The following is a 23192-nucleotide window of genomic DNA, read 5'->3' on the forward strand; positions in this document are numbered from 1 at the left end:
GCCACGGCACTACCCTGACTCGTCGTGTCCGATGAGCCGTCGCGTCCTCCGTCGCCCGAGCCGGTTCCCCCGGCGGTGCAGGAGACGGTGCGGGAGCTGGTCGACCTCTCCCCCGTGCTGACCGCGCTGGGCGAGCGGTTCACCGCCGCCGGGTTCGAGGCGCACCTCGTCGGCGGCTCCGTCCGCGACGCGCTGCTGGCGGCCGGCGCCGGTGCGCCGCAGGTCCCCGGGGATCTCGACGTCACCACCGACGCGCGGCCCGAGCAGGTGCTCGAGCTGCTGCGTGGCTGGGCCGGTTCCACGTGGAACACCGGCATCGCGTTCGGCACGGTCGGGGCAGAGGTCCGGGGCGTGCGCCTGGAGATCACCACCTTCCGCGCGGACCGCTACGACCGCGAGTCCCGCAACCCCGAGGTCGCCTGGGGCGACTCGCTGGTCGACGACCTCGTGCGGCGCGACTTCACCGTCAACGCCATGGCCGTCTCGCTCGGCCCCGACCGGACCGTCACCGATCCCTTCGGCGGGCTGGGTGACCTGCTGGCGCGACGGCTGCGCACCCCCGGCTCGGCGACCGAGTCCTTCGCCGACGACCCGCTGCGCATGCTGCGCGCGGTGCGCTTCGTCGCGCAGCTCGGCCTCACCCCGTCCGAGGACGTCGTCGCGGCGATGACGGCGATGTCGGGCGAGCTGGCGCGGATCACCCCCGAGCGCGTCCAGGCCGAGCTGTCCAAGACGCTGCTGCAGGACTCCCCGCGGGCGGCGCTGGAGCTGTTCGTCGCGACCGGGTTGGCCGACGTCGTCCTGCCCGAGCTGTCGGCGCTGCGGATGGAGATCGACGAGCACCACCAGCACAAGGACGTCTACACCCACTCGCTCACGGTGCTCGACCAGGCGATCGCGCTGGAGAAGGCCGACCCGGACTCGGGGTCGCCGGACCTCGTCCTGCGCCTCGCGGCGCTGCTGCACGACATCGGCAAGCCGGCCACCCGCCGCCACGAGCCGCGCGGACGGGTCTCCTTCCACCACCACGAGGTGGTCGGCGCGAAGCTGGTCCGGAAGCGCCTGACCGCCCTCCGCTACGCCAAGGAGATCGTGGAGGCCGTCTCCCGGCTGACCTTCCTGCACCTGCGCTTCCACGGCTACGGGAGCGGGGAGTGGACCGACTCCGCCGTCCGGCGCTACGTCACCGACGCCGGCGACCTGCTCCCCCGTCTGCACAAGCTGGTCCGCTCCGACTCCACCACCCGCAACAAGAAGCGGGCGGCCGCGCTGTCGGCGACCTACGACTCGCTCGAGCAGCGGATCGCCGAGATCTCCGCCAAGGAGGACCTCGCCCGCGTCCGCCCCGACCTCGACGGCAACGCGATCATGGAGATCCTCGGCCTGGGCCCGGGACCCGAGGTGGGCCGCGCGTGGCGGTTCCTCAAGGACCTCCGCCTCGAGCGGGGACCGCTCGAGCCCGACGAGGCCGAGGCCGCGCTGCGCGAGTGGTGGGCCGCAGAGCGGGGCTGATCCCCGGCTCCACCTGACCGCGCGGGTTGCCGACAATCCTCCTGTGGACCCGCACCCCGCCTCGGACGGCGACACCGGTCCCCTCCCGGCCTCGCCGACCGGGCGGGTCCCGCAGTGGGTGCTGGACGAGGCGGCCGGGCTCCACGTGGAGCCCGTCCCCTGGCGAACGCCCGTCCCGCCGGTCCCGCCCCGGCGCCGGCGCGGCCGCTCGGTGCTGCGCGCGCTGCTCGTCGTGCCCCTGGTGGTGCTGCTGAGCCTCGGCGCCTCGGTGCTGGTCGGCCCCAGCACCTGGCCGTGGACCGGGGTCGCGGCCGACCTCCCGTCGGCCACGCCGGAGGTCACGCCACCGACGCCCACCTCACCGCCGGACCGGCCGACGCCGGGGCGCGAGGCGGCCCGCACGCCGCTGGGCCGCCCGCTGCCCGCTCCGCCCGAGGGCGGCACCCACTCCTTCATCGCCTTCCAGCCCGACGGCGTCACCCCCGTCGCCTACGACCCCTGCCGGCCGGTGCACTACGTGGTCCGGCCCGACAACGCCCCCGCGGGCGGCGAGGAGGCCGTGCACGCGGCCTTCGCCCGGCTGTCCGAGGTGACCGGCCTGCGGTTCGTCCACGACGGCGGCAGTGACGAGCCGTCGACGCTGGAGCGCCCGATCTTCCAGCCCGACCGCTACGGGGACCGCTGGGCGCCGGTGCTGGTGGCCTGGGAGACCGAGGAGCAGAACCCGGCGCTGGCCGGCGACACCGTGGGCCAGGCCGGCAGCGTCGCCGTGGCGCTGGGCAAGGGGACGCAGGTCTTCGTCACCGGCACGGTCTCCCTGGACGCCGGCCGGATGCCGGAGATCCTGTCGTTCCGGGACGGCGCCGAGACGGCGCGGGGGATCATCCTGCACGAACTCGGCCACCTCGTCGGCCTGGGCCACGTCGACGACCCCGCGCAGCTGATGTACCCCGAGGCCCGCCGCGAGGTCCCCGACTTCGCCGCCGGCGACCTCACGGGGCTGGCCGTCCTCGGCAGCGGTCCCTGCGTCCCGGAGCTGTGACCGCCGGTCAGTGGCTGTGGGTGATCCGCCAGTACGTGCCGGCCGCGACGAGGTAGCCGACGGCCACCACAACCGGGACCAGCGTCGAGACGCCCGACTCCGGCAGGGAGAAGGCCCCCACGACCAGGGCCACCACGAACGCCAGGTTGAACAGCGTGTCGTAGACGGAGAAGACCCGGCCCCGGTAGTCGTCCTCGATCTCCTCCTGCAGCGTGCTGTCGACGCAGATCTTCACCCCCTGGGCCACGAAGCCCAGGAGCAGCGCGACGAGGACGACGGCGGGGGTCGTGACGGACAGGCCCAGCACCGGCTGGGCCACCGCGCCGCCGACCAGGAGGACGAGGATCCACCGCCGGGTGCCGATCCGCCGCACGACCGGCGGGGTGACCGCGGCGGCGACCAGCGTGCCGACCGCGGCGGCCGCCACGACCTGCCCGAGGCCGAGGATGCCGCCCGGGAAGACGCCCCCGCCGTCGGGGAAGGTGTTGCGGTAGAGCAGCAGCGTCATGAGCGTGAAGACGCCGTAGCAGAACCGGTGCAGCCCGATCGCCAGCAGCGCGGCCGCCGCCGGTGGCCGGGCGGCCACGTGCCGGGCACCCTCGGCCATGCCGGCGAGGGTGTCGCGGGCCGTCTCGCGGGAGGACGCCCGGTGGGCACCGGGTGGGTGGTCGGGTCCCAGGTAGGCGCGGGAGAACCCCCGGACGACGGCGGCGGAGGCGAGGTACGGCAGAGCCGAGGCGAGCGCCATCGCGGCGTAACCGGGGTTCGCCGAGGCCGTCGCCTCGAGCAGCAGGAGGGCCGCCGTCCCGCCGGCGACGGTGGCGACGCCGCCGGCCGTCGTCGACAGCGCGTTGGCCGCCACGAGGGAGGGCTCGTCGACGGTGTGCGGCAGCCCGGCGGACAGCGCGGAAAGCACGAACCGGTTGACCGAGAAGACGGCCAGGCCGGCCGTGTAGAACACCGCGCCCTCGACGCCGCCGAATACCAGGACCGCCACCACGGCCACCAGCCCCGCCCGGACGACGTTGGCCCGGAGCAGCACCTGGCGACGGCTCCACCGGTCCAGCCACACGCCGGCGAACGGCCCCACGAGGGAGTACGGGAGGAGGAGCACGGCGAAGCCGGCGGCGATGTCCACCGGATCGGCGGCCCGCTGCGGGTTAAACAGCACGGTGCCGGCCAGGGCGGCCTGGAAGACGCCGTCGCCGAACTGCGCGAGCAGCCGGGTGGCCAGCAGCCGGCGGAAGTCGCCGCGGTGCAGCACGTGGCGGACGCCCGTCTGCACCTGCGGCACGCGATCACCCTACGGGCGGCCCACCGGCCCGTGACGGGCGTTTCCGCAGGCCGCGAGGGATCGGCTACCGGGAGCGCGCGGGTGGGGCACACTTGTCGTGATGACCCCGGTGCCCTCGTCACCCGACCCCGAGTCCGCCCGCCCGGTAGGGCCGGCGACCGGGCGCCGACGCGTCCCCGCGGTCCCCGTGCTCGACATCGGCCGGCTCGACGACGTCCGTCCCGGGTCCCTGCTCGTCGCGATGCCGGCCCTGACCGACCCCACGTTCGCGGGCACCGTCGTCTACGTCCTCGACCACTCCGACAACGGCACCCTGGGCGTGGTCCTGGGGCGCCCGAGCCAGGTGGAGATCCGCGACGTGCTGCCGGGCTGGTGCGACCTCGCCGTCGCCCCCGGGGTGTTCCACGTGGGCGGTCCCTGCGAGACCGACACCGCCCTGTGCCTGGCCACGTCCCCCGTCGCTGTCGCCGACGGCGAGGGCCCGCTGCGCAAGGTGGCCGGCGACGTCTACCTCGTCGACCTCGACAGCGACCCCGACGACCTGCAGACCGAGCTCAGCGGCCTGCGCGTCTTCGCCGGCTACGCCGGCTGGTCACCGGGCCAGCTCGCCGGGGAGATCGCGGAGGGCGCGTGGGCCTGCGTGCCGGGCCGGCCCGACGACGTGCTGAGCGAGGCGTCGGGGCCGGAGCTGTGGCGCGCGGTGATGGGCCGGCAGACCGGCCGGCTCGCGGTGCTCTCGACAGCCCCAGCAGACCCATCCGTCAACTGAGGGTGTCCGGATCGCTCCGGATCTGGTAGGAAAGAGCCCGGGAGAGGGCGGTCTGGGGAAGAGGCCGCCCTCTCCCGCTGTCCGAGGCCCCGTCCGATCAGGACGGGGCCTTCGTCATCTCCGGGGTCATATCCCGAGCAGGGCCGCGACGTCGGCGTGCTCGGCGGCGTCCGCGGTCTCTTCCTCCGCGGGCAGGTCGATCCGGCGGATCCCGTGGTCGGACAGCGTGATCGTCACGTCGAACCCGGCGCCGGCCACGGTGGTGACGAACTGGGTGAGCAGGTCGTCGGAGGCGTCGACGGCGACCGTGCGGCCCCCGGGAGCCCCGAACAGGGTGGCCAGCCGGCTGTCGATCGACCGCTGCCCCTCCCAGGTCCAGTCGCCGTCCAGGAAGGCGCGGGGATCGTCGTCGGTCCGCGCGGACAGGTTGAGCAGCACCTCGGTCAGCACGTCGACGAGCAGCGGGGCGCCGTCTGCCCTCGTGCCCGCGGTGCTGGCGGGCCGCCGCAGGTAGGACACCTCGGGAGTCCCCGCACCGGCGAGCGCGTCGGCGAGGCCGGGCACGTCACCGACCCACACCTGGTCAGGCGTGAAGAACAGGGTCCGGACGTCGTCGGGGCGACCGTCGTCGAAGCTGGTCACCGCCTGCGCGCGACCGACGTCCTCGCGGAAGTCCACCGTGCCGGTGAGGGTCAGGAGCTCGTGCTCGCCGTAGGGGGCGGTGACGACGAAGTCGGCCCCGCCGCGCTGCTCGTTGCGCTGCAGCAGGGCGGCCAGCACCTCGGCCTCCTCCTCCGTGACCGCGTCGCCCGCGGCCCGCACCCCGGCGTCCGCGCTGCAGCCGGCGGTGAGCGCCATCCCCAGGCCGGCCGCGAGGAGCAGGCGGCGGGCACGGCGTGACATGCGGTGGAGCGTATGCAGCCGGAGGCCGCGAACCCGGCAGGACGCGGCAGGGCCCGCGTCCCCGGAGGAGACGCGGGCCCTGTCGCGGTGCTGGAGCGGTCGCTCAGCGCTCGACGTCGCCCCGGATGAAGGCCTCGACGGCGTCCCGGGCCTCGCTGTCGCTGTACTGGACCGGCGGGCTCTTCATGAAGTACGAGGACGCTGACAGGATCGGGCCGCCGATCCCGCGGTCCTGGGCGATCTTCGCGGCGCGGACGGCGTCGATGATGATGCCGGCCGAGTTCGGGGAGTCCCAGACCTCGAGCTTGTACTCCAGGTTCAGCGGCACGTCGCCGAAGGCGCGACCCTCCAGGCGGACGTAGGCCCACTTGCGGTCCGACAGCCACGGCACGTGGTCCGACGGGCCGATGTGCACGTTGTCGGTGCCCATGTCGCGGTCGACCTGGCTGGTGACGGCCTGGGTCTTGGAGATCTTCTTGGACTCCAGGCGCTCGCGCTCGAGCATGTTCTTGAAGTCCATGTTGCCGCCGACGTTGAGCTGCATGGTGCGGTCGAGCTGCACGCCGCGGTCCTCGAACAGCTTGGCCAGCACGCGGTGCGTGATGGTGGCGCCGACCTGGCTCTTGATGTCGTCGCCCACGATCGGGACGCCGGCGGCGGTGAACTTGTCCGCCCACTCCTTGGTGCCCGCGATGAACACCGGCAGCGCGTTGACGAAGGCGACACCCGCGTCCAGCGCCGCCTGCGCGTAGAACTCGGCGGCCTGCTGGGAGCCGACGGGCAGGTAGCAGACGAGGACGTCGGCACCGGACTCGCGGAGGGCCGCGACGACGTCGACCGGCTGCTCGTCGGACTCCTCGATGGTGGCCCGGTAGTACTTGCCGAGGCCGTCGAGGGTCGTTCCGCGCTGCACGGTGACGCCCAGCGGCGGGACGTCGGTGATCGTGATGGTGTTGTTCTCGCTGGCGACGATGGCCTCGGAGAGGTCACGGCCGACCTTCTTGGCGTCCACGTCGAACGCGGCGACGAACTCGACGTCGGAGACGTGGTACTCGCCGAAGCGGACGTGCATCAGGCCCGGGACCGACGTGGTCTCGTCGGCGTCCTTGTAGTACTCCACGCCCTGGACGAGCGAGGCCGCGCAGTTCCCGACGCCGACGATGGCGACCTTCACTGACCCCATGGGTTCTCCTTCTCCGAGCTGCTGCTCTGTGTCTGTGTCGTGGCCGGGGATGTCGCCTCGCGACGTTCCGTGTCGATCAGTTCGCTGAGCCAGCGGACCTCCCGGTCCACCGACTCCAGGCCGTGGCGCTGCAGCTCGAGGGTGTAGCGGTCCAGCCGCTGCCGGGTTCTCGCCAGTGAGGACCGCAGCCCCTCGCGCTGCTGCTCGACGGTGCGACGACGCCCTTCGAGGATCCGCAGCCGCACGTCGGCGGCCGTGTGCCGGAAGAAGGCGAGGCGGACGCCGAAGAGCCCGCCGTCGTCGTAGGCCTCCGGGCCGGTCTGGCTGACCAGCTCGTGGAAGCGCTCCTTGCCGTCCGCGGTGATCGTGTAGACCACCTTCCCGCGCCGGCCGGTGAGCGGCGGTGCGTCCGCCGGCAGCAGCGCGTGCGGATCGGGCTCGTCGCTGGAGATGAGCCCGGCCGCCCGCATCCGCTTGAGCGCGGGGTAGAGGGACCCGTAGGAGATGCTGCGCATCCCCCCGAGGACCTCCGCGAGCTGTTTGCGCAGCTCGTAGCCGTGCATCGGGGACTGGTGGAGCAGGCCGAGGATGGCGAACTCGAGCATCCCGCCTCCCCTGCGACCGACGTCCTCGATGTATCGAGACGATACATTGGGGCGATGGGTCACCGACAGCCGGACGCCGCGCCGTGCCCGGTGACCGGCGTCTCGGACCGGCCACCGGGCCGTGCCGGTGCGTACATTGGCCGCCGTGCCCGGACGTCGATCCGTCGTGGACTACTCGCTGCAGCGGCGAGCCGTTCTCGCCGACGTGTACGCGGGCCGCACGGGTCTGTTCGAGGTCTGCGACGCCAGTCCCTACCTCTCCCGGGCGGCGAAGTACCACGGCGAGGCGACCTCGGTCGCCTGCCCGGTGTGCCGCAAGGAACGACTCACGCTGGTGAACTACGTGTACGGCGACCACCTGGGTCCGACCTCCGGGCAGGCCAAGACGGAGGCCGAGCTCGCCCGGATGGACGCCGCGCAGGAGGAGTTCACGGTGTACGCCGTCGAGGTGTGCCGCGGCTGCGGCTGGAACCACCTCGTCTCGTCGTACGTCCTGGGTGCGGAGCCCGTGCCGGGGCAGCAGCCCCGCAGGGGGCGGCGGCGGGCCGCCACCGAGTAGCGCCCGGGCGGGGGACGGCCGTCGTCACGCCGGACCCCTCCGTCACAGCAGCCCCTGCGGGGAGCCGCTGGACGGGGACCTCCCCCGCTCCCCCTGCCGGAGACGCCAGGCTGCACTGCACGCGCAGATCCGGTACACACCGGTCGGCCGCTGACGTGCCGCGAACAGACTTGCCCGAACAGAACTGACAGAGAGAGGGGTTCTTCGTGCCGAGCCACGACGAGACCTCGCCCGTCGCGCCGCGCGCCGGATCGGTCCGCCGTCCGCCGCCCGCGCGAACCAGGAGCACCGGCGGGGGCGGCCGTGGATCATCGGGCCGGCCGCCGGCCGGCGGCGGTCGCGCGCGCACGACGGCGTCCCGCAGCGGCGGCACCCCACCGCGCCCCCCGGGCAGCCGGCCGACCGGTGCCCGGCCGGCCGCCAAGGGCGGCAAGCCCAAGGGCAAGGCCGCCCGCACCAAGAAGCAGAAGCGCATGCGGCGACTGAAGATCGCCGGCGGGGCCATCGCCGGCATGCTCGTGCTGCTCGGCGTCTTCGTCGGCGTCGTCTACGCCAGCACCGAGGTGCCCAGCCCCGACTCGATCACCACGTCGCAGACGACGGTCATCTACTACTCCGACGGCGTCACCGAGATGGCCCGGCTCGGGGACGAGAACCGCACCAACGTCTCGCTGGACCAGATCTCCGAGCCCGCGCAGAACGCGGTCCTGGCGGCGGAGAACCGCAGCTTCTACTCCGACCCCGGCATCTCGCTGTCCGGCATCATCCGGGCGACCTGGAACAACCTCACCGGTGGCTCCACGCAGGGCGGCTCGACGATCACCCAGCAGTACGTGAAGAACGCGATCCTGCAGAACTCCGAGCAGACCTTCAGCCGGAAGTTCCAGGAGCTCTTCCTGTCGATCAAGCTCGACAACAACTACACGAAGAAGCAGATCCTCGAGAACTACCTGAACACGATCTACTACGGCCGCGGCGCCTACGGGATCGAGGCGGCGGCCAACACCTACTTCGGTGTCCCCGCGGCCCAACTGACCGCGCAGCAGGGCGCCGTCCTCGCCGTCCTCATCCGGAGCCCATCCCGGTACGACCCCGAGGTCAGCCCCGAGGACGCCCTCGACCGCTGGGAGCGGGTCCTCGACGCGATGGTCGAGGAGGGCTGGCTGACGGCGGACGAGCGCGCCGCCTCGACGTACCCGACGGTGCTGCCGAACACGGGGACGTCGCTCGCCATCCCGACCGACTCCAAGGGCCTGATCGTCAACCGGGTGCTCGCCGAGATGGAGAGCAAGCACGGGTACGACGACCAGCAGATCTACGCGGGCGGCCTGCGCATCACCACGACGGTCGACCCGAACATGCAGAACGCCGCGGAGACCGCCGTGGACGAGGTGATGGACGGGGAGCCGCGCGACGTCCTGCGCCAGGCTCTGGTCGCCGTCGACCCGCGCACGGGCGGTGTCAAGGCGTACTACGGCGGCGAGATCGGCTCCGGCGACGGCGCGATCGACTACGCGCGGGCCCAGCGCCAGCCCGGCTCGTCGGTCAAGCCCTACGTGCTCGCGACCGGCCTGGAGAACGGCATCAGCGTCAACGCCCGCCGCGACGGCAGCTCGCCGCAGACCTTCCCGGACCGGCCGCCGAACCGGCCGGTGCGCAACTCCGGTGGCGCCTCCTGCCCGGCGTGCACCCTGACCGAGGCGATCACGCGGTCGCTGAACACCACCTTCTACGGCCTGACCTACGAGCTCGGTCCGCAGAACGTGCGCGACACGATGCTGCGGGCCACCGGCCTCCCCGAGACATGGGAGAGCGGCAACCTCGAGGGCTCGACCACCCTGGCTGACCCGCAGACCGGCGGGACCGATTCCGGTCTCGGCATCGGCCAGTACGAGATGCGGCCGATCGACCAGGCCGTCGGGTTCGCGACCCTGGCCGCCGGCGGCATCCAGCGGGACCCGTACTTCGTCGCCAAGGTCGCCGACAACGAGGGCACGGTGCTGCTGGAGTACACCGGCGACCCGGGTGAGCAGGTGATCGACGCCGACGTCGCGAACGACACCACGTTCGCGATCGAGGGCGTGGCGTCCTACTCTCGTCGCGCCCTCGACGACGGCCGCGAGGTGGCCAGCAAGACCGGCACCGTGGGCTCGTCCGACGAGGACAACTCCGACGCCTGGATGGTCGGCTACACGCCGTCCCTCTCCGCGGCCGTGTGGATGGGCAGCGACGGGAACGACCCGATCGTCGACGTCCGGGGCCGGATCATCTACGGCTCGGGGCTGCCGGGCGCGATCTGGCAGCAGTTCATGAACACCGTCCTCGAGGGCACCCCCGAGGAGAACCTGCCGGACGAGGCGATCATCGAGGGCGACACCGGCGAGGGCGTGCCCGAGCCGACGCCGACCCCGACGCCCACGCCGGAGGCCCCGGCCCCGCAGACGACGGCCGCCGCGCCCACGGAGACCCCGGTGAACACCGGGGGTCTCCCGACCGGGACCGGGCAGCCGACCGGGACCACGGGCGGGCCGACGACCAGCCAGCCCGGCGCGCCGAGCCTTCCGGGCCAACCCGGACAGCCCGGACAGCCCGGGCGACCGGAGAACCCCGGCGGCGGCTGAGTCGCCGGCACCTCCCGATCCCGCACACTGAGCGGGTGAGCAGCACCTCCACGGACCCCTCCGGAACGCCTCCGGAGGGGTCCGTGCTCGTTCCACGTGGAACGGCCACCGACGTCCTGCCGGAACGGCCGGACCGGGTGGTGCCATCGTGGGTCGACCCGGTCGTCGCGCAGGCGAGCGAAGCGGTGGGCGGGCCGTGGGGGCGGCACGCGGCCACCGGCCGGGCCTGGTTCTGGACGCCGCTGCGCGTGTGCCTGCTGTTCGCCACCTGCGTGCTGGCCCTGGCGTGGATGAAGCAGGCGCCGTGCGCGTCCGGCGACTGGAGCGGATCCCGCCAGTACACCCACTTCTGCTACTCCGACGGGGTGCCGCTCTTCGGCGGCTACGGTCTCGGCGAGGGTGCGCTCCCCTACCTGGACGCCCGCGTCGAGTACCCGGTGCTCACCGGTGGCCTCATGGCGCTCGCGGCGGCCGGCGCGCGGCTGTACGACGACGCGTCGGCCGGGGTGGGCCTGCTGCCCGACGTCCCGCCCGTGCAGGCCTTCACGGTGCTGACCTGCCTGATGCTGTCGTTCTGCGCGCTGCTGGTCGTGCGCGCCGTGCTCGGGCTCACCGGTCGACGTCCCTGGGACGCCGCGATGATCGGCCTCTCACCGGTGCTGCTGGTGCACGCCTTCACCAACTGGGACCTGCTGGCCGTCGCGCTGACGACGTTCGCGATGCTCGCCTGGGCGCGGTCGCGGCCGGTGCTGGCCGGGGTGCTGCTCGGCCTCGGCGTCGCCGCGAAGTTCTACCCGCTGCTGCTGCTCGGCGTCCTCTTCGTGCTGTGCCTGCGCGCCGGCCGGCTGCGCGAGTGGGCGAGCACGCTCGCCGCCACCGTGGTGGCCTGGACCGCGGTGAACCTGCCGGTCGCCCTGGTGGCCCCCGACAACTGGTCGTGGTTCTTCGTCTTCAGCCGGCAGCGGCCGGCGAACCCCGAGTCGATCTGGAACATGCTCCTGCACGCCACCGACTCGCGGATCCTCGACGGGCCGCTGCCCGCGGGCGAGACGCCGTCGGTGCTCAACGCCGTGGTGACGGTCTGCCTGCTCGCGCTCGCGGCCGGGGTCGCGTGGCTCGCCCTCGCTGCCCCCGTCCGCCCGCGGGTGGCGCAACTGGCGTTCCTGCTGGTGGCCGGCTTCCTGCTGCTCAACAAGGTCTGGAGCCCGCAGTTCTCGCTGTGGCTGCTCCCGCTCGCCGTCCTGGCCCGGCCCCGCTGGCGCTCCCTGCTGCTGTGGCAGGCCACGGAGGTGCTGGTCTGGGTCGTGACGATGCTGCACTACCTCGGCACCGACAACCGGGGCATCGAGGTCGAGTGGTTCTTCTTCGGGGTCCTGCTGCGGGACGCCGCCGTCGTCGTCCTCATGGTGCTGGTCGTGCGCGACGTCCTGCGCCCCGACGGGGACGTCGTCCGGACCTCGTGGCTCGGGATCGACGACCCCGCGGGCGGCCCGCTGGACCACGCGCGCGACCGCGTCGTCCTCGACGGTTGGCGGTTGGTCGCGCCGAGCGGGGTCCGGAGGGTCCCGCGCAGGAGTGACGCCGCGGCTCAGCTCACCGGGGGGTCGGCGCCTGGCCGCGGGGCGTCCCGGAGGGACGCGACGTCATAGGGCGGCCCGCAGCAGGGCGATCTCCTCGGCGTGCGACGCCGCGTCGCCGGGGGTCTCGAGCACGATCGGGCAGTCCGCCGCCCGTGCGACCTCGACGAGGAGCTCGGTCGGGATCTCGCCGTCGGTGAGGGGGGCGTGCCGGTCTCGGCTGGAGCCGTGCGGGTCGCGGCTGTTGTTGAGGTGGACGAGGTCGATCCGGCCGGTCCGGGCGCGCACGTCGTCGACCACGGTGGCGAGGTCCCACCCGGCCGCCCAGGCGTGGCACGTGTCGAGCACGAAGCCCGCCCCGAACTCGCCGACGGCGTCGAAGAGCCGGTCGACCGCGTCCAGGTCGCGCGCCATGGCGTTGCCGCCGCCGGCCGTGTTCTCGATCAGCAGCGGCAGGGGGAAGCCGCCGTCCTTCTGCTGGTAGGCGAACGTCTTGCGCCAGTTCTCGACGCCGACCGCCGGGTCGTCGTCGGCGAGGACGTGGCCCCCGTGCACGACCAGCCCGGCGGCGCCGATCGCCGCGGCCGCCGCGGCGTGGGCCGCGAGCAGCTTGCGGCCGGGGACGCGGATCCGGTTGTTCGTCGTCGCCACGTTGAGCATGTACGGCGCGTGCACCACGACGACGACGTCGGAGGCCAGCAGGTCGGCCTGGTCGGGGCGCGGCTTCGGGTTCTTGTAGCTCTGCGGGTCGGTGAGGAACACCTGCACGCCGTCGGCGTCCATCTCCGCCGCCCGGGCCAGCGGTCCGCCGTCGTCCAGCTCGCCGTCATCGGTCAGGCCGGGTCCGACGTGTACGCCGATCGGGTGTCTGCCCACGCTCGACGACCCTAGTTCGTCCGGCAATCCAGGTTTAGCCGTAACCCCGGCCACACATCATCGTTCAAGCAGCGTGACGGGGGTTACTCGCCAGTAGGCGGGTGGCGTTCCTCAGCACAGTGGAGGTAGAGCAGAACATGGCAACCGGTCGGATCCGTCGAACGGCGCAGCGGGGCATCGCCGCTGCCGTCCTCGGCTGGCTTGGTGTGGCCGCCTTCTCGGTCCTGATGGCCCCCAGCGCCGCCGCGGCCCCCACGGCGACCATCGAGATCAGGAACCTGACGCCGCCGGTGGCGAGCGTGGACGCCGGCGGCACGGTGACCTTCGTGAACAAGATCCCCGCCGCGAACAGGGGTGGGATCAACCTCGGGATCGTCAGCGTCTCCGCCACCGTCCACACCGACGTGGCCGTGAGCTTCTTCGGGCAGACGAAGAACCTGGCGACGGACCAGAGCGCGTCCTGGACCTTCCCGGGACCCGCCACCACCGGCACGATCACCTACACCTACCGCGTGGTCCCCCAGGCCTCGCTGCCGCTGGGGGTCTCCGCCCAGCAGGTGGTCGACACGGTGCTGGGCTCGCTGCCGCCGCTGCCGGCCCCGATCCCCTACGTCGTCCAGACCATCGCGCCGAACGTGCCCAACCTGCCCAGCGTGGGCCTGCCGCCGCTGCCGCAGGTGAACGTGCCGCTGCCCGGGGGTCAGGTCCCCGCTCCGGTCCCCGGCTCGCCGCTGCCGACCCCCGACGGTGGCCCGACCGGCAACGGGCCCTCGAACCAGATCCCGCCCACGCCCGGCGACCCGTACGCCTACGACGTCGGTGGCGCGGCTCCGCGCATGTCGCCGTCGGACATCGTCGCCGCCGCGGCGTTCGACCCCTCGCGCTACTTCGTGCCGGGCCAGAGCCTCGGTGGCTCCGACCGTGCCGGCTCCGGCGGTGCCGGTGGCGTCCCGGGCAGCTACGACGGCGCCTCGGTGCCGGTCTTCGGCCAGCTCGCCGGGCTCGACGGTGCCGCGCTCGAGGAGGGCGACGCCGTGACCGAGGCGGCGTCGGAGTCGGCGCCGGCGCAGGCGCTGCCGGCCGCGGCCCTGGCGGCCGTCGTCGCCCTCGCCGCGGTGACCGCCGCGCTCGTCCGCACCCACCAGGCGTCGCGCGCCACCCGCTGACGAACCCGAACCGGTCCGTGGCCGTCGTCCCCCCGGGGGACGGCGGCCACGGTCGTTCCGGCGCACTGGTAACCTCGAGCTGCGCGCTCTCGGCACGTGCCGGGGCGCGCTACGCATGCACGACCCTCCTGCTGCAGATGTCCTGCAGCCGCCAAGTCCAGAGGAGGTGGGGTTCTCCGTGCGGAACTACGAACTGATGGTCATCCTCGACCCCGATCTCGAGGAGCGCACGATCGCGCCCTCGCTCGACCGGTTCCTGACCGTCGTCACCAAGTCCGGTGGCACCGTGAAGACCGAGATCTGGGGCCGGCGTCGCCTGGCCTACGAGATCAAGAAGCAGGTCGAGGGCATCTACGCCGTCATCGACATCCAGGCCGAGCCTGCCGCTGTCGCCGAGCTGGACCGCCAGCTCAACCTGAACGAGTCGGTGCTGCGCACGAAGCTGATGCGGCCCGAGGTCCACTGACCATGGCCGGCGAAACCGTCATCACCGTCATCGGCAACCTGACCGCCGATCCGGAGCTGCGCTTCACGCCGTCGGGCGCTGCCGTCGCCAACTTCACCGTTGCGTCGACCCCCCGCACCTTCGACCGCCAGTCGCAGGAGTGGAAGGACGGCGAGGCGCTGTTCCTCCGCTGCAACGTCTGGCGCCAGGCCGCGGAGAACGTGGCCGAGTCGCTCACCCGCGGTTCGCGGGTCATCGTCAGTGGCCGGCTCAAGCAGCGTTCCTTCGACACGAAGGAAGGCGAGAAGCGCACCGTCATCGAGCTCGAGGTCGACGAGATCGGCCCCTCGCTCCGCTACGCCACCGCGAAGGTCACCCGTGCCTCCCGCGGTGAGGGCGGCGGCGGCTTCGGTGGCGGCGGAGGCGGCTTCTCCGGCGGCGGTGGCGGCGGGGGCGGTGCGAGCGACCCGTGGTCGACGCCCGCCGGTCCGTCCGACGAACCGCCCTTCTGATCTCAACTCCCTGAACGACACACCTGGAGAACCCGGTGCCCAAGCCCCCCATCCGCAAGGTCAAGAAGAAGGTCTGCCAGTTCTGCAAGGACAAGGCGACCTACATCGACTACAAGGACACGACCCTGCTGCGGAAGTTCATCTCCGACCGCGGCAAGATCCGTGCCCGCCGCGTCAGCGGCAACTGCAGCCAGCACCAGCGGGACGTCGCCACGGCCGTCAAGAACAGCCGTGAGATGGCCCTGCTGCCCTACACCTCGACGGCGCGCTGATCATGAGCACGATGAAGCTGATCCTCACGCAGGAGGTCACCGGCCTCGGTTCCTCCGGCGACACCGTCGAGGTCAAGGGCGGGTACGGCCGCAACTACCTGCTGCCCCGCGGCCTGGCCATCAAGGCCACCCGTGGCGCCGAGAAGCAGGTCGAGTCGCTCCGCCGGGCGCGTGCCGCCCGCGACGTGCGCTCGCACGAGGAGGCCACCGCCGTGGCCGGGCAGCTGTCCGGCCTGACGGTGCGCGTCCCGGCCCGTGCCGGTGAGGGTGGCCGCCTGTTCGGTCGCGTCACCACCGCCGACGTCGCCGCCGCGGTCACCGCCGCCGGTGGCCCGGAGCTCGACCGTCGCCGGATCGAGCTGCCGAGCAGCATCAAGACCACGGGCGAGCACACCGTCACCGTGCGGGTGCACCCGGAGGTCACCACCCAGCTGGCGATCGAGGTCGTCCCCAGCTGAACGCGCGCCCCTCGTCGAGGGGTGGCACATGCCCGCCAGGGGCGTCGGACCGCGGTCCGGCGCCCCTGGCGGCGTTCCGGGGCCGCTAGGCCACCGCTGTCGCCTCCAGCTCCACGAGGAGCTCCGGGAACGCCAGCCGGCTGATGCCGAGCAAGGTGCTCGCCGGCCGGACCCCGGCGCGGCCGAACCGCTCGACCACCGACCCGTAGCTGGCGAAGAACGCGTCGACGTCGACGGTGAAGATGTCCAGCCGCACGACGTCGCCCAACGTCATCCCGGCCTCGGCGAGGACGGCCTCGACGTTGTCGAGGGCCATCGCCACCTGGGCGGCCATGTCGCCCGCGTGCTGCGGGACGCCGTCGGCCGACATCGCCGTCTGACCGGAGCACACGAGCACCCGTGTGGCCCCCTCGACCACCTCGGCCTGGTTGAAGCCCATCGCGACCGACCACGGCCACGGGTTGACCGGCGTCCGGCTCACTGCCATCGCTGCTCCCTCCATCGGGCACCGCGCCGGTGCGCGGCGGAGCGACCGATGCTGGCCCGCCCGGAGGCCCTGTGGGGAACTCGTGCGCGCGGCTCCCCGGAGGTCGGCGACGGCGGTCCGTCGCCCTCCCGGGAGGCCTGTGACTCGTGGTGCGGCACGCCGGAAAATTCTTGCCCACTTTCTCGTGTCCACAGCCCGTGGAGGCGGTTGTCGCAGGTGGCGGGCGGGTGGACGCGGGGTGACCTGCCCGTGTCCCCCGACGTCTCCACATGTCGACAGGCGTGGATCCACCGACTTGTCCACAAGTTGTGCAGATCGACGTGCACACGGGTGTTGGACCTGGGGCCCTCCGGCTTCCTAACGTCCTCCTCAGCTGCCGCCGGGCGCCGAACTGTCAGTGCCCGGCGGTAGCAATCACCGAACAGACGTTCGGTCCGGCGGCGCCCGTCGAACTCCGGCTTCCCCACGGAGTGGTGGTGCGGGCGCGCCATGCACGAGACGGAGGAACCCAGCGTGGCGGTGGCCGACGAACTCAGCCGGCCCTCAGCGACGGCACCGGCCTACGACCGGCAGCCGCCGCAGGACATCCCCGCCGAGCAGTCGGTGCTCGGCGGCATGCTCCTCAGCAAGGACGCGATCGCCGACGTCGTCGAGGCCCTGCAGGGCCCCGACTTCTACCGGCCCGCGCACCAGATCATCTTCGACTGCATCCTCGACCTGTACGGCCGCGGCGAGCCGGCCGACGCGATCACCGTCGCCGCGGAGCTCAACCGCACCGACCAGCTGTCCAAGATGGGCGGCGCGGTCTACCTGCACACCCTGATCGCCTCGACGCCCACGGCGGCCAACGCGGGCTACTACGCCGCGATCGTGGCGGAGCAGGCCGTCCTGCGGCGGCTCGTCGAGGCCGGCACCCGCGTGGTGCAGCTCGGCTACGGCGCCGCCGGCGGCAAGGGCGACGTCGACGACATCGTCGACCGGGCGCAGCAGGAGATCTACGACGTCACCGAGAAGCGGATGAGCGAGGACTACTCGCGCCTCGAGGACATCCTCCAGCCGACGATGGACGAGCTGGACGCCATCGCGAGCCGCGGCGGCGTCAGCCGCGGCGTGCCGACCGGCATCCGGGACCTCGACGAGCTCACCAACGGCCTGCAGGCCGGTCAGATGGTCGTCATCGCGGCCCGTCCCGGTGTGGGCAAGTCGACCCTCGGCCTGGACATCGCCCGGTCCGCGTCGGTCAAGCACCACCTGCCGGCCGCCATCTTCTCGCTGGAGATGAGCAAGCACGAGATCACCATGCGTCTGCTGTCGGCCGAGGCGAAGGTGCCGCTGCACCACATGCGCGCCGGCACGCTGAGCGACGAGGACTGGTCGAAGCTCGCCCGCCGGATGGGCGAGATCGCGGACGCCCCGCTCTACATCGACGACTCGCCGAACATGACGATGATGGAGATCCGGGCGAAGGCGCGGCGGCTCAAGCAGCGCAACGACCTCAAGCTCGTGGTCATCGACTACCTCCAGCTCATGACGTCGGGCAAGCGCGTCGAGAGCCGCCAGCAGGAGGTCTCGGAGTTCTCCCGGGCGCTCAAGCTGCTGGCCAAGGAGCTCGAGGTCCCCGTCATCGCGATGTCGCAGCTCAACCGTGGCTCCGAGCAGCGTCAGGACAAGAAGCCGATGCTGTCCGACCTCCGCGAGTCCGGCTCGATCGAGCAGGACGCCGACATGGTCATGATGATCCACCGCGAGGACATGTACGAGAAGGAGAGCCCGCGGGCCGGCGAGGCCGACATCATGCTGGTCAAGCACCGCAACGGCCCGACGGCGAACGTCACGGTCGCCTTCCAGGGCCACTACAGCCGCTTCGTGGACATGGCGAACTGACATGACCACCGCCACCGTGCCGGGCAGCGTCGTCCTCGAGGTGACCGCGCGGGCCGCCGATTCGCCCAGCCAGGAACGGCTGGGCCGGATCGCGGGCATGCTGCGCGACGCCGAGATGGCCGCGCACCCGTCGGCGGTGCGGCGCAGACCCCGGAAGCACTGAACCGGTGAGGCCCAGAACCATCACGGTTCTGGGCCTCTCCGGTTCGACGGACGCGTGCGGTCAGGCGGCGGCAGTGGCCCGCGAGAGCTCGCGGCGGACCTTCTTGCCACCGAACGTCAGGCGGGCCAGCTTGGCCAGCTGCGCCGGGGCGTTCTTCGGCGTCGTCTCGGCCAGCCATCCGTTGGGCAGCGACAGGCGGATGACCTTGTGCCAGGCGCTCGCGACCTGCTTGTAGAGCGGCGCGGTGTGGTAGGTCAGCCCGTACCTGTCGAAGATGTCCTTCACCTTCGGCGCGATCTCGGCGTACCGGTTGCTCGGGATGTCGGGGAACAGGTGGTGCTCCACCTGGTGCGACAGGTTCCCGGTCATGATGTGCATGGCCTTGCTGCCGGAGATGTTGGCCGAGCCGAGCATCTGCCGCAGGTACCACTCGCCGCGGGTCTCGCCGTCGATCGACTTCTTCTCGAAGGTCTCGACGCCCTCGGGGAAGTGGCCGCACATGATCACCGAGTGCGACCAGAGGTTGCGCACCACGTTGGCGGTGAAGTTCGCCGCGAGGGTGGGCAGGAACGACGGGCCCGAGAGGAGCGGGTGCACCAGATAGTCCTTCGACGCCTGGTTGCGGATCTTCTTGAGCACGTTCTTGGCGTCGGCCCGGAACTTCGGGTTCTGCCGGCGCTTCTTGGTCGCCAGGTTCTTGCCCAGCTCCAGGTCGTAGGCCGCGATCCCGTACTCGAAGAAGCACGCGTTGATGAAGTTCCACAGCGGCTGCGCCAGGTACAGCGGGTGCCACTTCTGGTCCTCGTCCACGCGCATGATGCCGTAGCCGAGGTCGTTGTCCTTGCCGATCACGTTCGTGTACGTGTGGTGCAGCTCGTTGTGCGAGTGCTTCCACTGCTCGGCGGGGCTGGCCATGTCCCACTCCCACGTCGTGGAGTGGATCTTCGGGTCGCGCATCCAGTCCCACTGGCCGTGCAGGATGTTGTGCCCGATCTCCATGTTCTCGAGGATCTTGGCGACCGACAGGCCCACGGTGCCCACGACCCAGGCCGGCGGGAACAGCGAGGCCAGCAGGACGGCGCGGCTGCCCAGCTCGAGCTTGCGCTGGACGTCGATGACGGTGCGGATGTACTTCGCGTCGTCCTCGCCGAGGCTGTCGCGCACCTCCTGGCGGATGGTGTCGAGCTCCTTGCCGATGATCTCGATGTCCTCGGCGGACAGGTGCGCGATCGGGTTCTCGTTCTTCTTCTGCAGGGCAGTCACCGGTTCGGCTCCTCTGAGGTCAGTGGTCGATGTCGCAGGCGCCGGCGGCGGCGCTCACACAGGTCTGGATCAGGACTCCGTCCCCCGGGGCGGCGACGGTCAGCTCTCCGTTGCGCAGGTCGCGCACGGCGCCCTCGCGCAGCGGGAGCACGCAGCCGTAGCAGATGCCCATGCGGCACCCGCTCGGCATGAGGACGCCGGCCTCCTCGGCGGCGTCGAGGATGGGGGTGGCGCCGTCGGCCTCGAGCGTCGTGCCGTTCCTGGCGAACGACACCGTGCCGCCCTCGCCGGTGACGACGACCGACGGGCGGAAGCGCTCGGTGTAGAGCCGGTCGGCGAGCCCGGCCGCCTCCCAGTGCTCCTCGAGCGCCTCGAGCATCCCGACCGGCCCGCACGCCCACGTGGAGCGCTCGTGCAGGTCGGGGACCAGCTCGGCGATCGCCGGGGCGTCGAGCATGCCGTCGACGTCGGTGTGCCGCTCGACCAGCCGGATCCGGCCCTCGGCGGCCATCTCCCGCAGGTCCTCGCCGAAGACGACGTCGTCCGCCGTGGGCGCGGAGTGCACGAGCACGACGTCGGTGAGCTCCGGGTGGTTGCGCAGGATGCCCATGACCGGCGTGATGCCGGACCCGGCGGTGACGAACAGCGCCTTCTCCGGCCGCTGCTCGGGCAGGCAGAACTCCCCGGTCGCCTGGTCGAGCTGCACGATCGTGCCCGGCTCGGTGCGGTGCACCAGGTGGTTGCTGACCTTGCCGTCCGGGATGGCCTTCACGGTCACCGAGATGCAGCCGTCGGTGCGCGTCAGGTCGGACGTGATCGAGTACGCCCGCCACTGCCGCACCCCGTCGACGTCGATGCCGATGCGGACGTACTGGCCCGGGGTGTGCGGCCGCCAGCTGCGGCCCGGCCGGATCACGATCGTCGCGGCGTCCCGGGTCTCGGGGTGGATCGCCTCGATGCGGCCGCGCAGGTCGGCGCCGGAGCGCAGCGGGTCGACGAGGTCGAGGTAGTCGCTCGGCAGCAGGGGGGTGGTCACCAGCTCGGCGAGCTTCAGCAACCGGTCGCGCAGGGCGACGCGCGGCGTGGCCGTGGTCGGACGCGGATCGGTGGTCGTCATGCCTAGAGCTTTTCCCAGCCCTCGGGGCAAGTACCTGTGTGCCGGACGTGAATCGGCGGGTAGGTTCTGTTCCCTGCGAACAAGAGGGCGGAATGTCTGACGACCAACTGAGCATCCCACCGGCCGCGGCGGAGGCCATCCGCGACGAGCTGCCCGCGGTCGCCGAGCAGACCGTCGCTGCCATCGTCGTCGAGGTGCCCAGCTACGCCGACGCGTTCGGCGGCGAGATGGGCCGCACCATCGAGAACGCCGTCCAGCTCGCCCTGGGTGGGTTCCTCGTGCTGGCCTCGTCGGGCGGCGCCGGAGACGCCAGCACACCGATCCAGCCGGCTCTCGACGGGGCGTACGCGCTGGGTCGCGGCGAGGCGCGCAGCGGACGGTCGATGGACGCCCTGCTGGGCGCCTACCGGGTCGGGGCCCGGGTGTCGTGGCGGCACATGGCGGAGAGCGGCGTCCGCGCGGGCCTCACCGCCGAGCAGCTGGCGCGCTTCGCCGAGCTGGTGTTCGCCTACATCGACCAGCTGTCGGCGGCCAGCGTGGCAGGGCACAGCGACGAGCTGGCGACGACGGGCCGCGTCCGGGAGCGCTACCGCGAGCGGCTGGCCGACCAGCTGCTCGGCGGGGCGTCGCAGCAGGAGCTCCTGGCGTCCGCGGAGCGGGCCGACTGGCCGCCCCCGCGCACGCTGACCGCTGTCATCGTCCCCGAGGCGCGCGCCCGCGGCGCGCTGCTGGCGCTGGACCCCCGCACGCTGCGCTCCACCGCGGAGGTGCCCGGGGTGGCCGGTGAGCTGGTCGCGCTGCTGGTCCCGGACGCCGACGGGCGGTCGCGCCCGGCGCTGATGCGGTCGCTGGCCGAGGCCGAGGCCGTGGTGGGCCCGGCACGCACGTGGGACCGGGTCGGGGACTCCTACGCGCGCGCGTGCCGCGCCGTCGCGATGGGGCTGGCGCCCGACGGCGGGGAGCCCCTCGACACCGAGGAGCGGCTCGCGGACCTGGTGCTGCGGGCCGACGAGGGCGCGCTGGCCGACCTCCGCGCCCAGGCGCTGGCGCCGCTGGCGGACCTGGGTGACAGCGCCCGGGAGAAGCTCACCGAGACCCTGCGCTCGTGGCTGCTGCACCACGGACGGCGGGAGGCGGTCGCGGCGGAGCTGTTCGTGCACCCGCAGACGGTCCGCTACCGCATGGGGCAGCTGCGCGAGCTGTACGGGAAACGCCTCGAGGACCCCCGCACGGTCCTGGAACTCACATTGGCCTTGGGCGTGCAGCCTGTGCGTGCCGAGTCGTGACCGTCTTGCTCGAGGCGTTCAGCGAGGCGACGGGGGTGCCGGTGCTCGACCCCGTCGAGGTCGACGGCAGCACCGGGCTCGGTGGCCCGCTCGCTGTCGACGAACTGCTGATCGGTGCCGTGGCTGCTCAGCTTGCCGCTGCGCGCATTCTGACAAGGAACCCCCGACAGCTCCGGCTGGACGCGGCGCACGTGGGCCTGGCCGCGCGCAGTGAGCGGTACGCCCGGCTGGCCGGCCGACCGGTCGGCATGGGCTTCGCGCCGCTGTCCCGGTTCTGGCGGACAGCCGACGGCTGGCTGCGCTTGCACGGGAACTACCCGCACCACCGTGCGGCCGTGGCGGCGGTCTTGGGATCGGACGAGGCCGCTGCCGTGGGAACGGCGGCCGCCAGCTGGCGAGCCGAGGAGCTGGAGAGCGCGGTGGTCGCGGCTGGCGGGGCAGCAGCGGCTGTCCGGACGCCGGAGGTCTGGGCGACGACCCCGCAGGGCCGGGCCGTCGCAGGGCTGCCGTTGTTGACGCTGCGCCGCGCCGCCGACTCGCCGCTGAGGCGGTCGGCGGTGAGCGGCCTGCGGGTCCTGGATCTCACCAGGGTCATCGCCGGGCCGGTCGCGACCCGGGTGCTGGCATCGCACGGCGCCGACGTGCTGCGGGTCGACGGGCCGCGGTTGCCCGACCTGCCGGAGGGGCTGATCGATACCGGCGTCGGCAAGCGGCACGTGGTGCTGGACCTGGCCGCGGCTTCAGACCGGACCACCGTCGAGGAGCTGCTGGCGGGGGCGGACGTGGTGGTGCAGGGATACCGGCCGGGCGCGTTGGAGGCGTTCGGCATGGATCCGGCAGCCCTTGCCGCGCGGCATCCCCACCTCGTCGTCGTCCGCCTGTCGGCCTGGGGCGCGCGTGGGCCGTGGGCTGGCCGGCGCGGCTTCGACTCACTGGTCCAAGCGGCGACCGGAATCGCGACCATCGCCGGGACGCCGGAGCAGCCGGGCGCCCTGCCGGCGCAGGCGCTGGACCACGCCACCGGTTACCTCGCCGCCGCCACGGTGCTGGCGGCGCTGGTGCGGCAGCACGCCGACGGCGGTGGCTGGTACGGCGAGCTGTCGCTGGCGCAGACCGCGCGGTGGCTGCTGGCCGCGCCGCGCACCTCCACAGCTCCTGCGCCAGGCGCTGATCCCGCCCCCTACCTGTAGAGGCTCGA

Annotated in this window: 23 protein-coding genes; 15 read left to right on the forward strand and 8 right to left on the reverse strand. The window is 72.6% G+C overall.

What is annotated here, in order from left to right:
* The first annotated feature begins 24 nt into the window (after positions 1–24).
* Together ACI78T_RS08175 and ACI78T_RS08180 are read left to right on the forward strand one after the other, a co-directional pair.
* Positions 25–1512, forward strand: coding sequence for a CCA tRNA nucleotidyltransferase (locus ACI78T_RS08175; RefSeq protein ID WP_456557588.1), 1488 nt, complete (start codon positions 25–27; stop codon positions 1510–1512).
* A gap of 43 nt (positions 1513–1555) precedes the next feature.
* Complete coding sequence (locus tag ACI78T_RS08180) at positions 1556–2554, forward strand: matrixin family metalloprotease (RefSeq protein ID WP_456557589.1); 999 nt, start codon at positions 1556–1558, stop codon at positions 2552–2554.
* Between the two features lie 7 nt (positions 2555–2561).
* Here the strand turns inward: ACI78T_RS08180 and ACI78T_RS08185 are convergent, their stop codons facing one another.
* A complete protein-coding gene (locus tag ACI78T_RS08185; RefSeq protein ID WP_456557590.1) occupies positions 2562–3848 on the reverse strand; it encodes an MFS transporter in 1287 nt (428 codons plus the stop codon).
* Between the two features lie 100 nt (positions 3849–3948).
* On the opposite strand from ACI78T_RS08185, the gene ACI78T_RS08190 reads away from it, so the two are divergent.
* A complete protein-coding gene (locus ACI78T_RS08190) occupies positions 3949–4617 on the forward strand; it encodes a YqgE/AlgH family protein (protein WP_456557591.1) in 669 nt (222 codons plus the stop codon).
* Positions 4618–4743: 126 nt separating this feature from the next.
* On the opposite strand, the gene ACI78T_RS08195 is transcribed toward ACI78T_RS08190, so the two are convergent.
* The 3 genes from ACI78T_RS08195 to ACI78T_RS08205 all read right to left on the reverse strand — a co-directional run bounded on the left by ACI78T_RS08195 (position 4744) and on the right by ACI78T_RS08205 (position 7308).
* A complete protein-coding gene (locus ACI78T_RS08195; RefSeq protein WP_456557592.1) occupies positions 4744–5520 on the reverse strand; it encodes a hypothetical protein in 777 nt (258 codons plus the stop codon).
* A gap of 103 nt (positions 5521–5623) precedes the next feature.
* Positions 5624–6703 carry an inositol-3-phosphate synthase gene (locus ACI78T_RS08200; protein WP_456557593.1) on the reverse strand — a complete coding sequence of 360 codons (1080 nt, stop codon included), beginning with the start codon at positions 6701–6703 and terminating at the stop codon, positions 5624–5626.
* Positions 6691–7308, reverse strand: coding sequence for a PadR family transcriptional regulator (locus tag ACI78T_RS08205; RefSeq protein WP_456557594.1), 618 nt, complete (start codon positions 7306–7308; stop codon positions 6691–6693). Before ACI78T_RS08205 ends, ACI78T_RS08200 begins: the two co-directional genes overlap by 13 nt.
* A 145-nt stretch (positions 7309–7453) precedes the next feature.
* On the opposite strand from ACI78T_RS08205, the gene ACI78T_RS08210 reads away from it, so the two are divergent.
* The 3 genes from ACI78T_RS08210 to ACI78T_RS08220 all read left to right on the forward strand — a co-directional run bounded on the left by ACI78T_RS08210 (position 7454) and on the right by ACI78T_RS08220 (position 12137).
* Positions 7454–7867 carry a DUF5318 family protein gene (locus ACI78T_RS08210; RefSeq protein ID WP_456557595.1) on the forward strand — a complete coding sequence of 138 codons (414 nt, stop codon included), beginning with the start codon at positions 7454–7456 and terminating at the stop codon, positions 7865–7867.
* Between the two features lie 206 nt (positions 7868–8073).
* Positions 8074–10488, forward strand: coding sequence for a transglycosylase domain-containing protein (locus ACI78T_RS08215; RefSeq protein WP_456557596.1), 2415 nt, complete (start codon positions 8074–8076; stop codon positions 10486–10488).
* Positions 10489–10571: 83 nt separating this feature from the next.
* Positions 10572–12137 (forward strand): glycosyltransferase family 87 protein, encoded by a 1566-nt coding sequence (locus tag ACI78T_RS08220; protein ID WP_456557597.1) that lies wholly within the window; start codon positions 10572–10574, stop codon positions 12135–12137.
* On the opposite strand, the gene ACI78T_RS08225 is transcribed toward ACI78T_RS08220, so the two are convergent.
* A complete protein-coding gene (locus tag ACI78T_RS08225; RefSeq protein ID WP_456557598.1) occupies positions 12132–12941 on the reverse strand; it encodes a deoxyribonuclease IV in 810 nt (269 codons plus the stop codon). The genes ACI78T_RS08220 and ACI78T_RS08225 overlap by 6 nt on opposite strands.
* A 137-nt stretch (positions 12942–13078) precedes the next feature.
* Here ACI78T_RS08225 and ACI78T_RS08230 point away from each other — a divergent pair, with 137 nt between their 5' ends.
* From ACI78T_RS08230 to rplI, 5 genes are all read left to right on the forward strand, one after another.
* On the forward strand, positions 13079–14107 hold the full coding sequence (locus ACI78T_RS08230) for a hypothetical protein (protein WP_456557599.1): 1029 nt from the start codon (positions 13079–13081) through the stop codon (positions 14105–14107).
* 178 nt (positions 14108–14285) lie between these two features.
* The gene (gene rpsF, locus ACI78T_RS08235; RefSeq protein ID WP_135095045.1) at positions 14286–14573 is read left to right on the forward strand and encodes a 30S ribosomal protein S6; all 288 of its coding nucleotides are present in this window, start codon (positions 14286–14288) and stop codon (positions 14571–14573) included.
* Between the two features lie 2 nt (positions 14574–14575).
* The gene (locus tag ACI78T_RS08240) at positions 14576–15064 is read left to right on the forward strand and encodes a single-stranded DNA-binding protein (protein ID WP_456557600.1); all 489 of its coding nucleotides are present in this window, start codon (positions 14576–14578) and stop codon (positions 15062–15064) included.
* A 35-nt stretch (positions 15065–15099) separates the two neighbouring features.
* Positions 15100–15336 (forward strand): 30S ribosomal protein S18, encoded by a 237-nt coding sequence (rpsR, locus tag ACI78T_RS08245; RefSeq protein ID WP_116452047.1) that lies wholly within the window; start codon positions 15100–15102, stop codon positions 15334–15336.
* A gap of 11 nt (positions 15337–15347) precedes the next feature.
* Entirely contained in the window at positions 15348–15794 is a 447-nt protein-coding gene (gene rplI / locus ACI78T_RS08250) for a 50S ribosomal protein L9 (RefSeq protein ID WP_456557601.1), read from the forward strand.
* 85 nt (positions 15795–15879) lie between these two features.
* On the opposite strand, the gene ACI78T_RS08255 is transcribed toward rplI, so the two are convergent.
* Positions 15880–16281 (reverse strand): RidA family protein, encoded by a 402-nt coding sequence (locus tag ACI78T_RS08255; RefSeq protein ID WP_456557602.1) that lies wholly within the window; start codon positions 16279–16281, stop codon positions 15880–15882.
* 489 nt (positions 16282–16770) lie between these two features.
* On the opposite strand from ACI78T_RS08255, the gene dnaB reads away from it, so the two are divergent.
* A complete protein-coding gene (gene dnaB / locus ACI78T_RS08260; protein ID WP_456557603.1) occupies positions 16771–18165 on the forward strand; it encodes a replicative DNA helicase in 1395 nt (464 codons plus the stop codon).
* Between the two features lies 1 nt (position 18166).
* The gene (locus tag ACI78T_RS08265; protein WP_456557604.1) at positions 18167–18328 is read left to right on the forward strand and encodes a hypothetical protein; all 162 of its coding nucleotides are present in this window, start codon (positions 18167–18169) and stop codon (positions 18326–18328) included.
* Between the two features lie 60 nt (positions 18329–18388).
* Here the strand turns inward: ACI78T_RS08265 and ACI78T_RS08270 are convergent, their stop codons facing one another.
* Positions 18389–19591: a fatty acid desaturase family protein gene (locus ACI78T_RS08270; RefSeq protein WP_456557605.1), complete on the reverse strand. Its 1203-nt coding sequence runs from the start codon at positions 19589–19591 to the stop codon at positions 18389–18391.
* Between the two features lie 19 nt (positions 19592–19610).
* Positions 19611–20708 carry a ferredoxin reductase gene (locus tag ACI78T_RS08275; protein WP_456557606.1) on the reverse strand — a complete coding sequence of 366 codons (1098 nt, stop codon included), beginning with the start codon at positions 20706–20708 and terminating at the stop codon, positions 19611–19613.
* Between the two features lie 92 nt (positions 20709–20800).
* On the opposite strand from ACI78T_RS08275, the gene ACI78T_RS08280 reads away from it, so the two are divergent.
* Both ACI78T_RS08280 and ACI78T_RS08285 read left to right on the forward strand, forming a co-directional pair.
* Positions 20801–21994 carry a PucR family transcriptional regulator gene (locus tag ACI78T_RS08280; protein ID WP_456557607.1) on the forward strand — a complete coding sequence of 398 codons (1194 nt, stop codon included), beginning with the start codon at positions 20801–20803 and terminating at the stop codon, positions 21992–21994.
* Between the two features lie 5 nt (positions 21995–21999).
* Positions 22000–23184, forward strand: coding sequence for a CoA transferase (locus ACI78T_RS08285; RefSeq protein WP_456557608.1), 1185 nt, complete (start codon positions 22000–22002; stop codon positions 23182–23184).
* The last annotated feature ends 8 nt before the right edge of the window (positions 23185–23192 follow it).

This window comes from Blastococcus sp. SYSU D00922, from assembly GCF_054050495.1.

Excerpts from the sequence above, each read along its gene's own strand:
- ACI78T_RS08190 (WP_456557591.1), top strand. The coding sequence starts at position 3,949 with ATGACCCCGGTGCCCTCGTCACCCGACCCCGAGTCCGCCCGCCCGGTA.
- rplI (WP_456557601.1), top strand. The coding sequence starts at position 15,348 with ATGAAGCTGATCCTCACGCAGGAGGTCACCGGCCTCGGTTCCTCCGGC.
- ACI78T_RS08195 (WP_456557592.1), bottom strand. The coding sequence starts at position 5,520 with ATGTCACGCCGTGCCCGCCGCCTGCTCCTCGCGGCCGGCCTGGGGATG.
- ACI78T_RS08240 (WP_456557600.1), top strand. The coding sequence starts at position 14,576 with ATGGCCGGCGAAACCGTCATCACCGTCATCGGCAACCTGACCGCCGAT.
- ACI78T_RS08275 (WP_456557606.1), bottom strand. The coding sequence starts at position 20,708 with ATGACGACCACCGATCCGCGTCCGACCACGGCCACGCCGCGCGTCGCC.
- ACI78T_RS08230 (WP_456557599.1), top strand. The coding sequence starts at position 13,079 with ATGGCAACCGGTCGGATCCGTCGAACGGCGCAGCGGGGCATCGCCGCT.
- ACI78T_RS08280 (WP_456557607.1), top strand. The coding sequence starts at position 20,801 with ATGTCTGACGACCAACTGAGCATCCCACCGGCCGCGGCGGAGGCCATC.
- ACI78T_RS08265 (WP_456557604.1), top strand. The coding sequence starts at position 18,167 with ATGACCACCGCCACCGTGCCGGGCAGCGTCGTCCTCGAGGTGACCGCG.
- ACI78T_RS08200 (WP_456557593.1), bottom strand. The coding sequence starts at position 6,703 with ATGGGGTCAGTGAAGGTCGCCATCGTCGGCGTCGGGAACTGCGCGGCC.
- ACI78T_RS08255 (WP_456557602.1), bottom strand. The coding sequence starts at position 16,281 with ATGGCAGTGAGCCGGACGCCGGTCAACCCGTGGCCGTGGTCGGTCGCG.
- ACI78T_RS08205 (WP_456557594.1), bottom strand. The coding sequence starts at position 7,308 with ATGCTCGAGTTCGCCATCCTCGGCCTGCTCCACCAGTCCCCGATGCAC.
- dnaB (WP_456557603.1), top strand. The coding sequence starts at position 16,771 with ATGCACGAGACGGAGGAACCCAGCGTGGCGGTGGCCGACGAACTCAGC.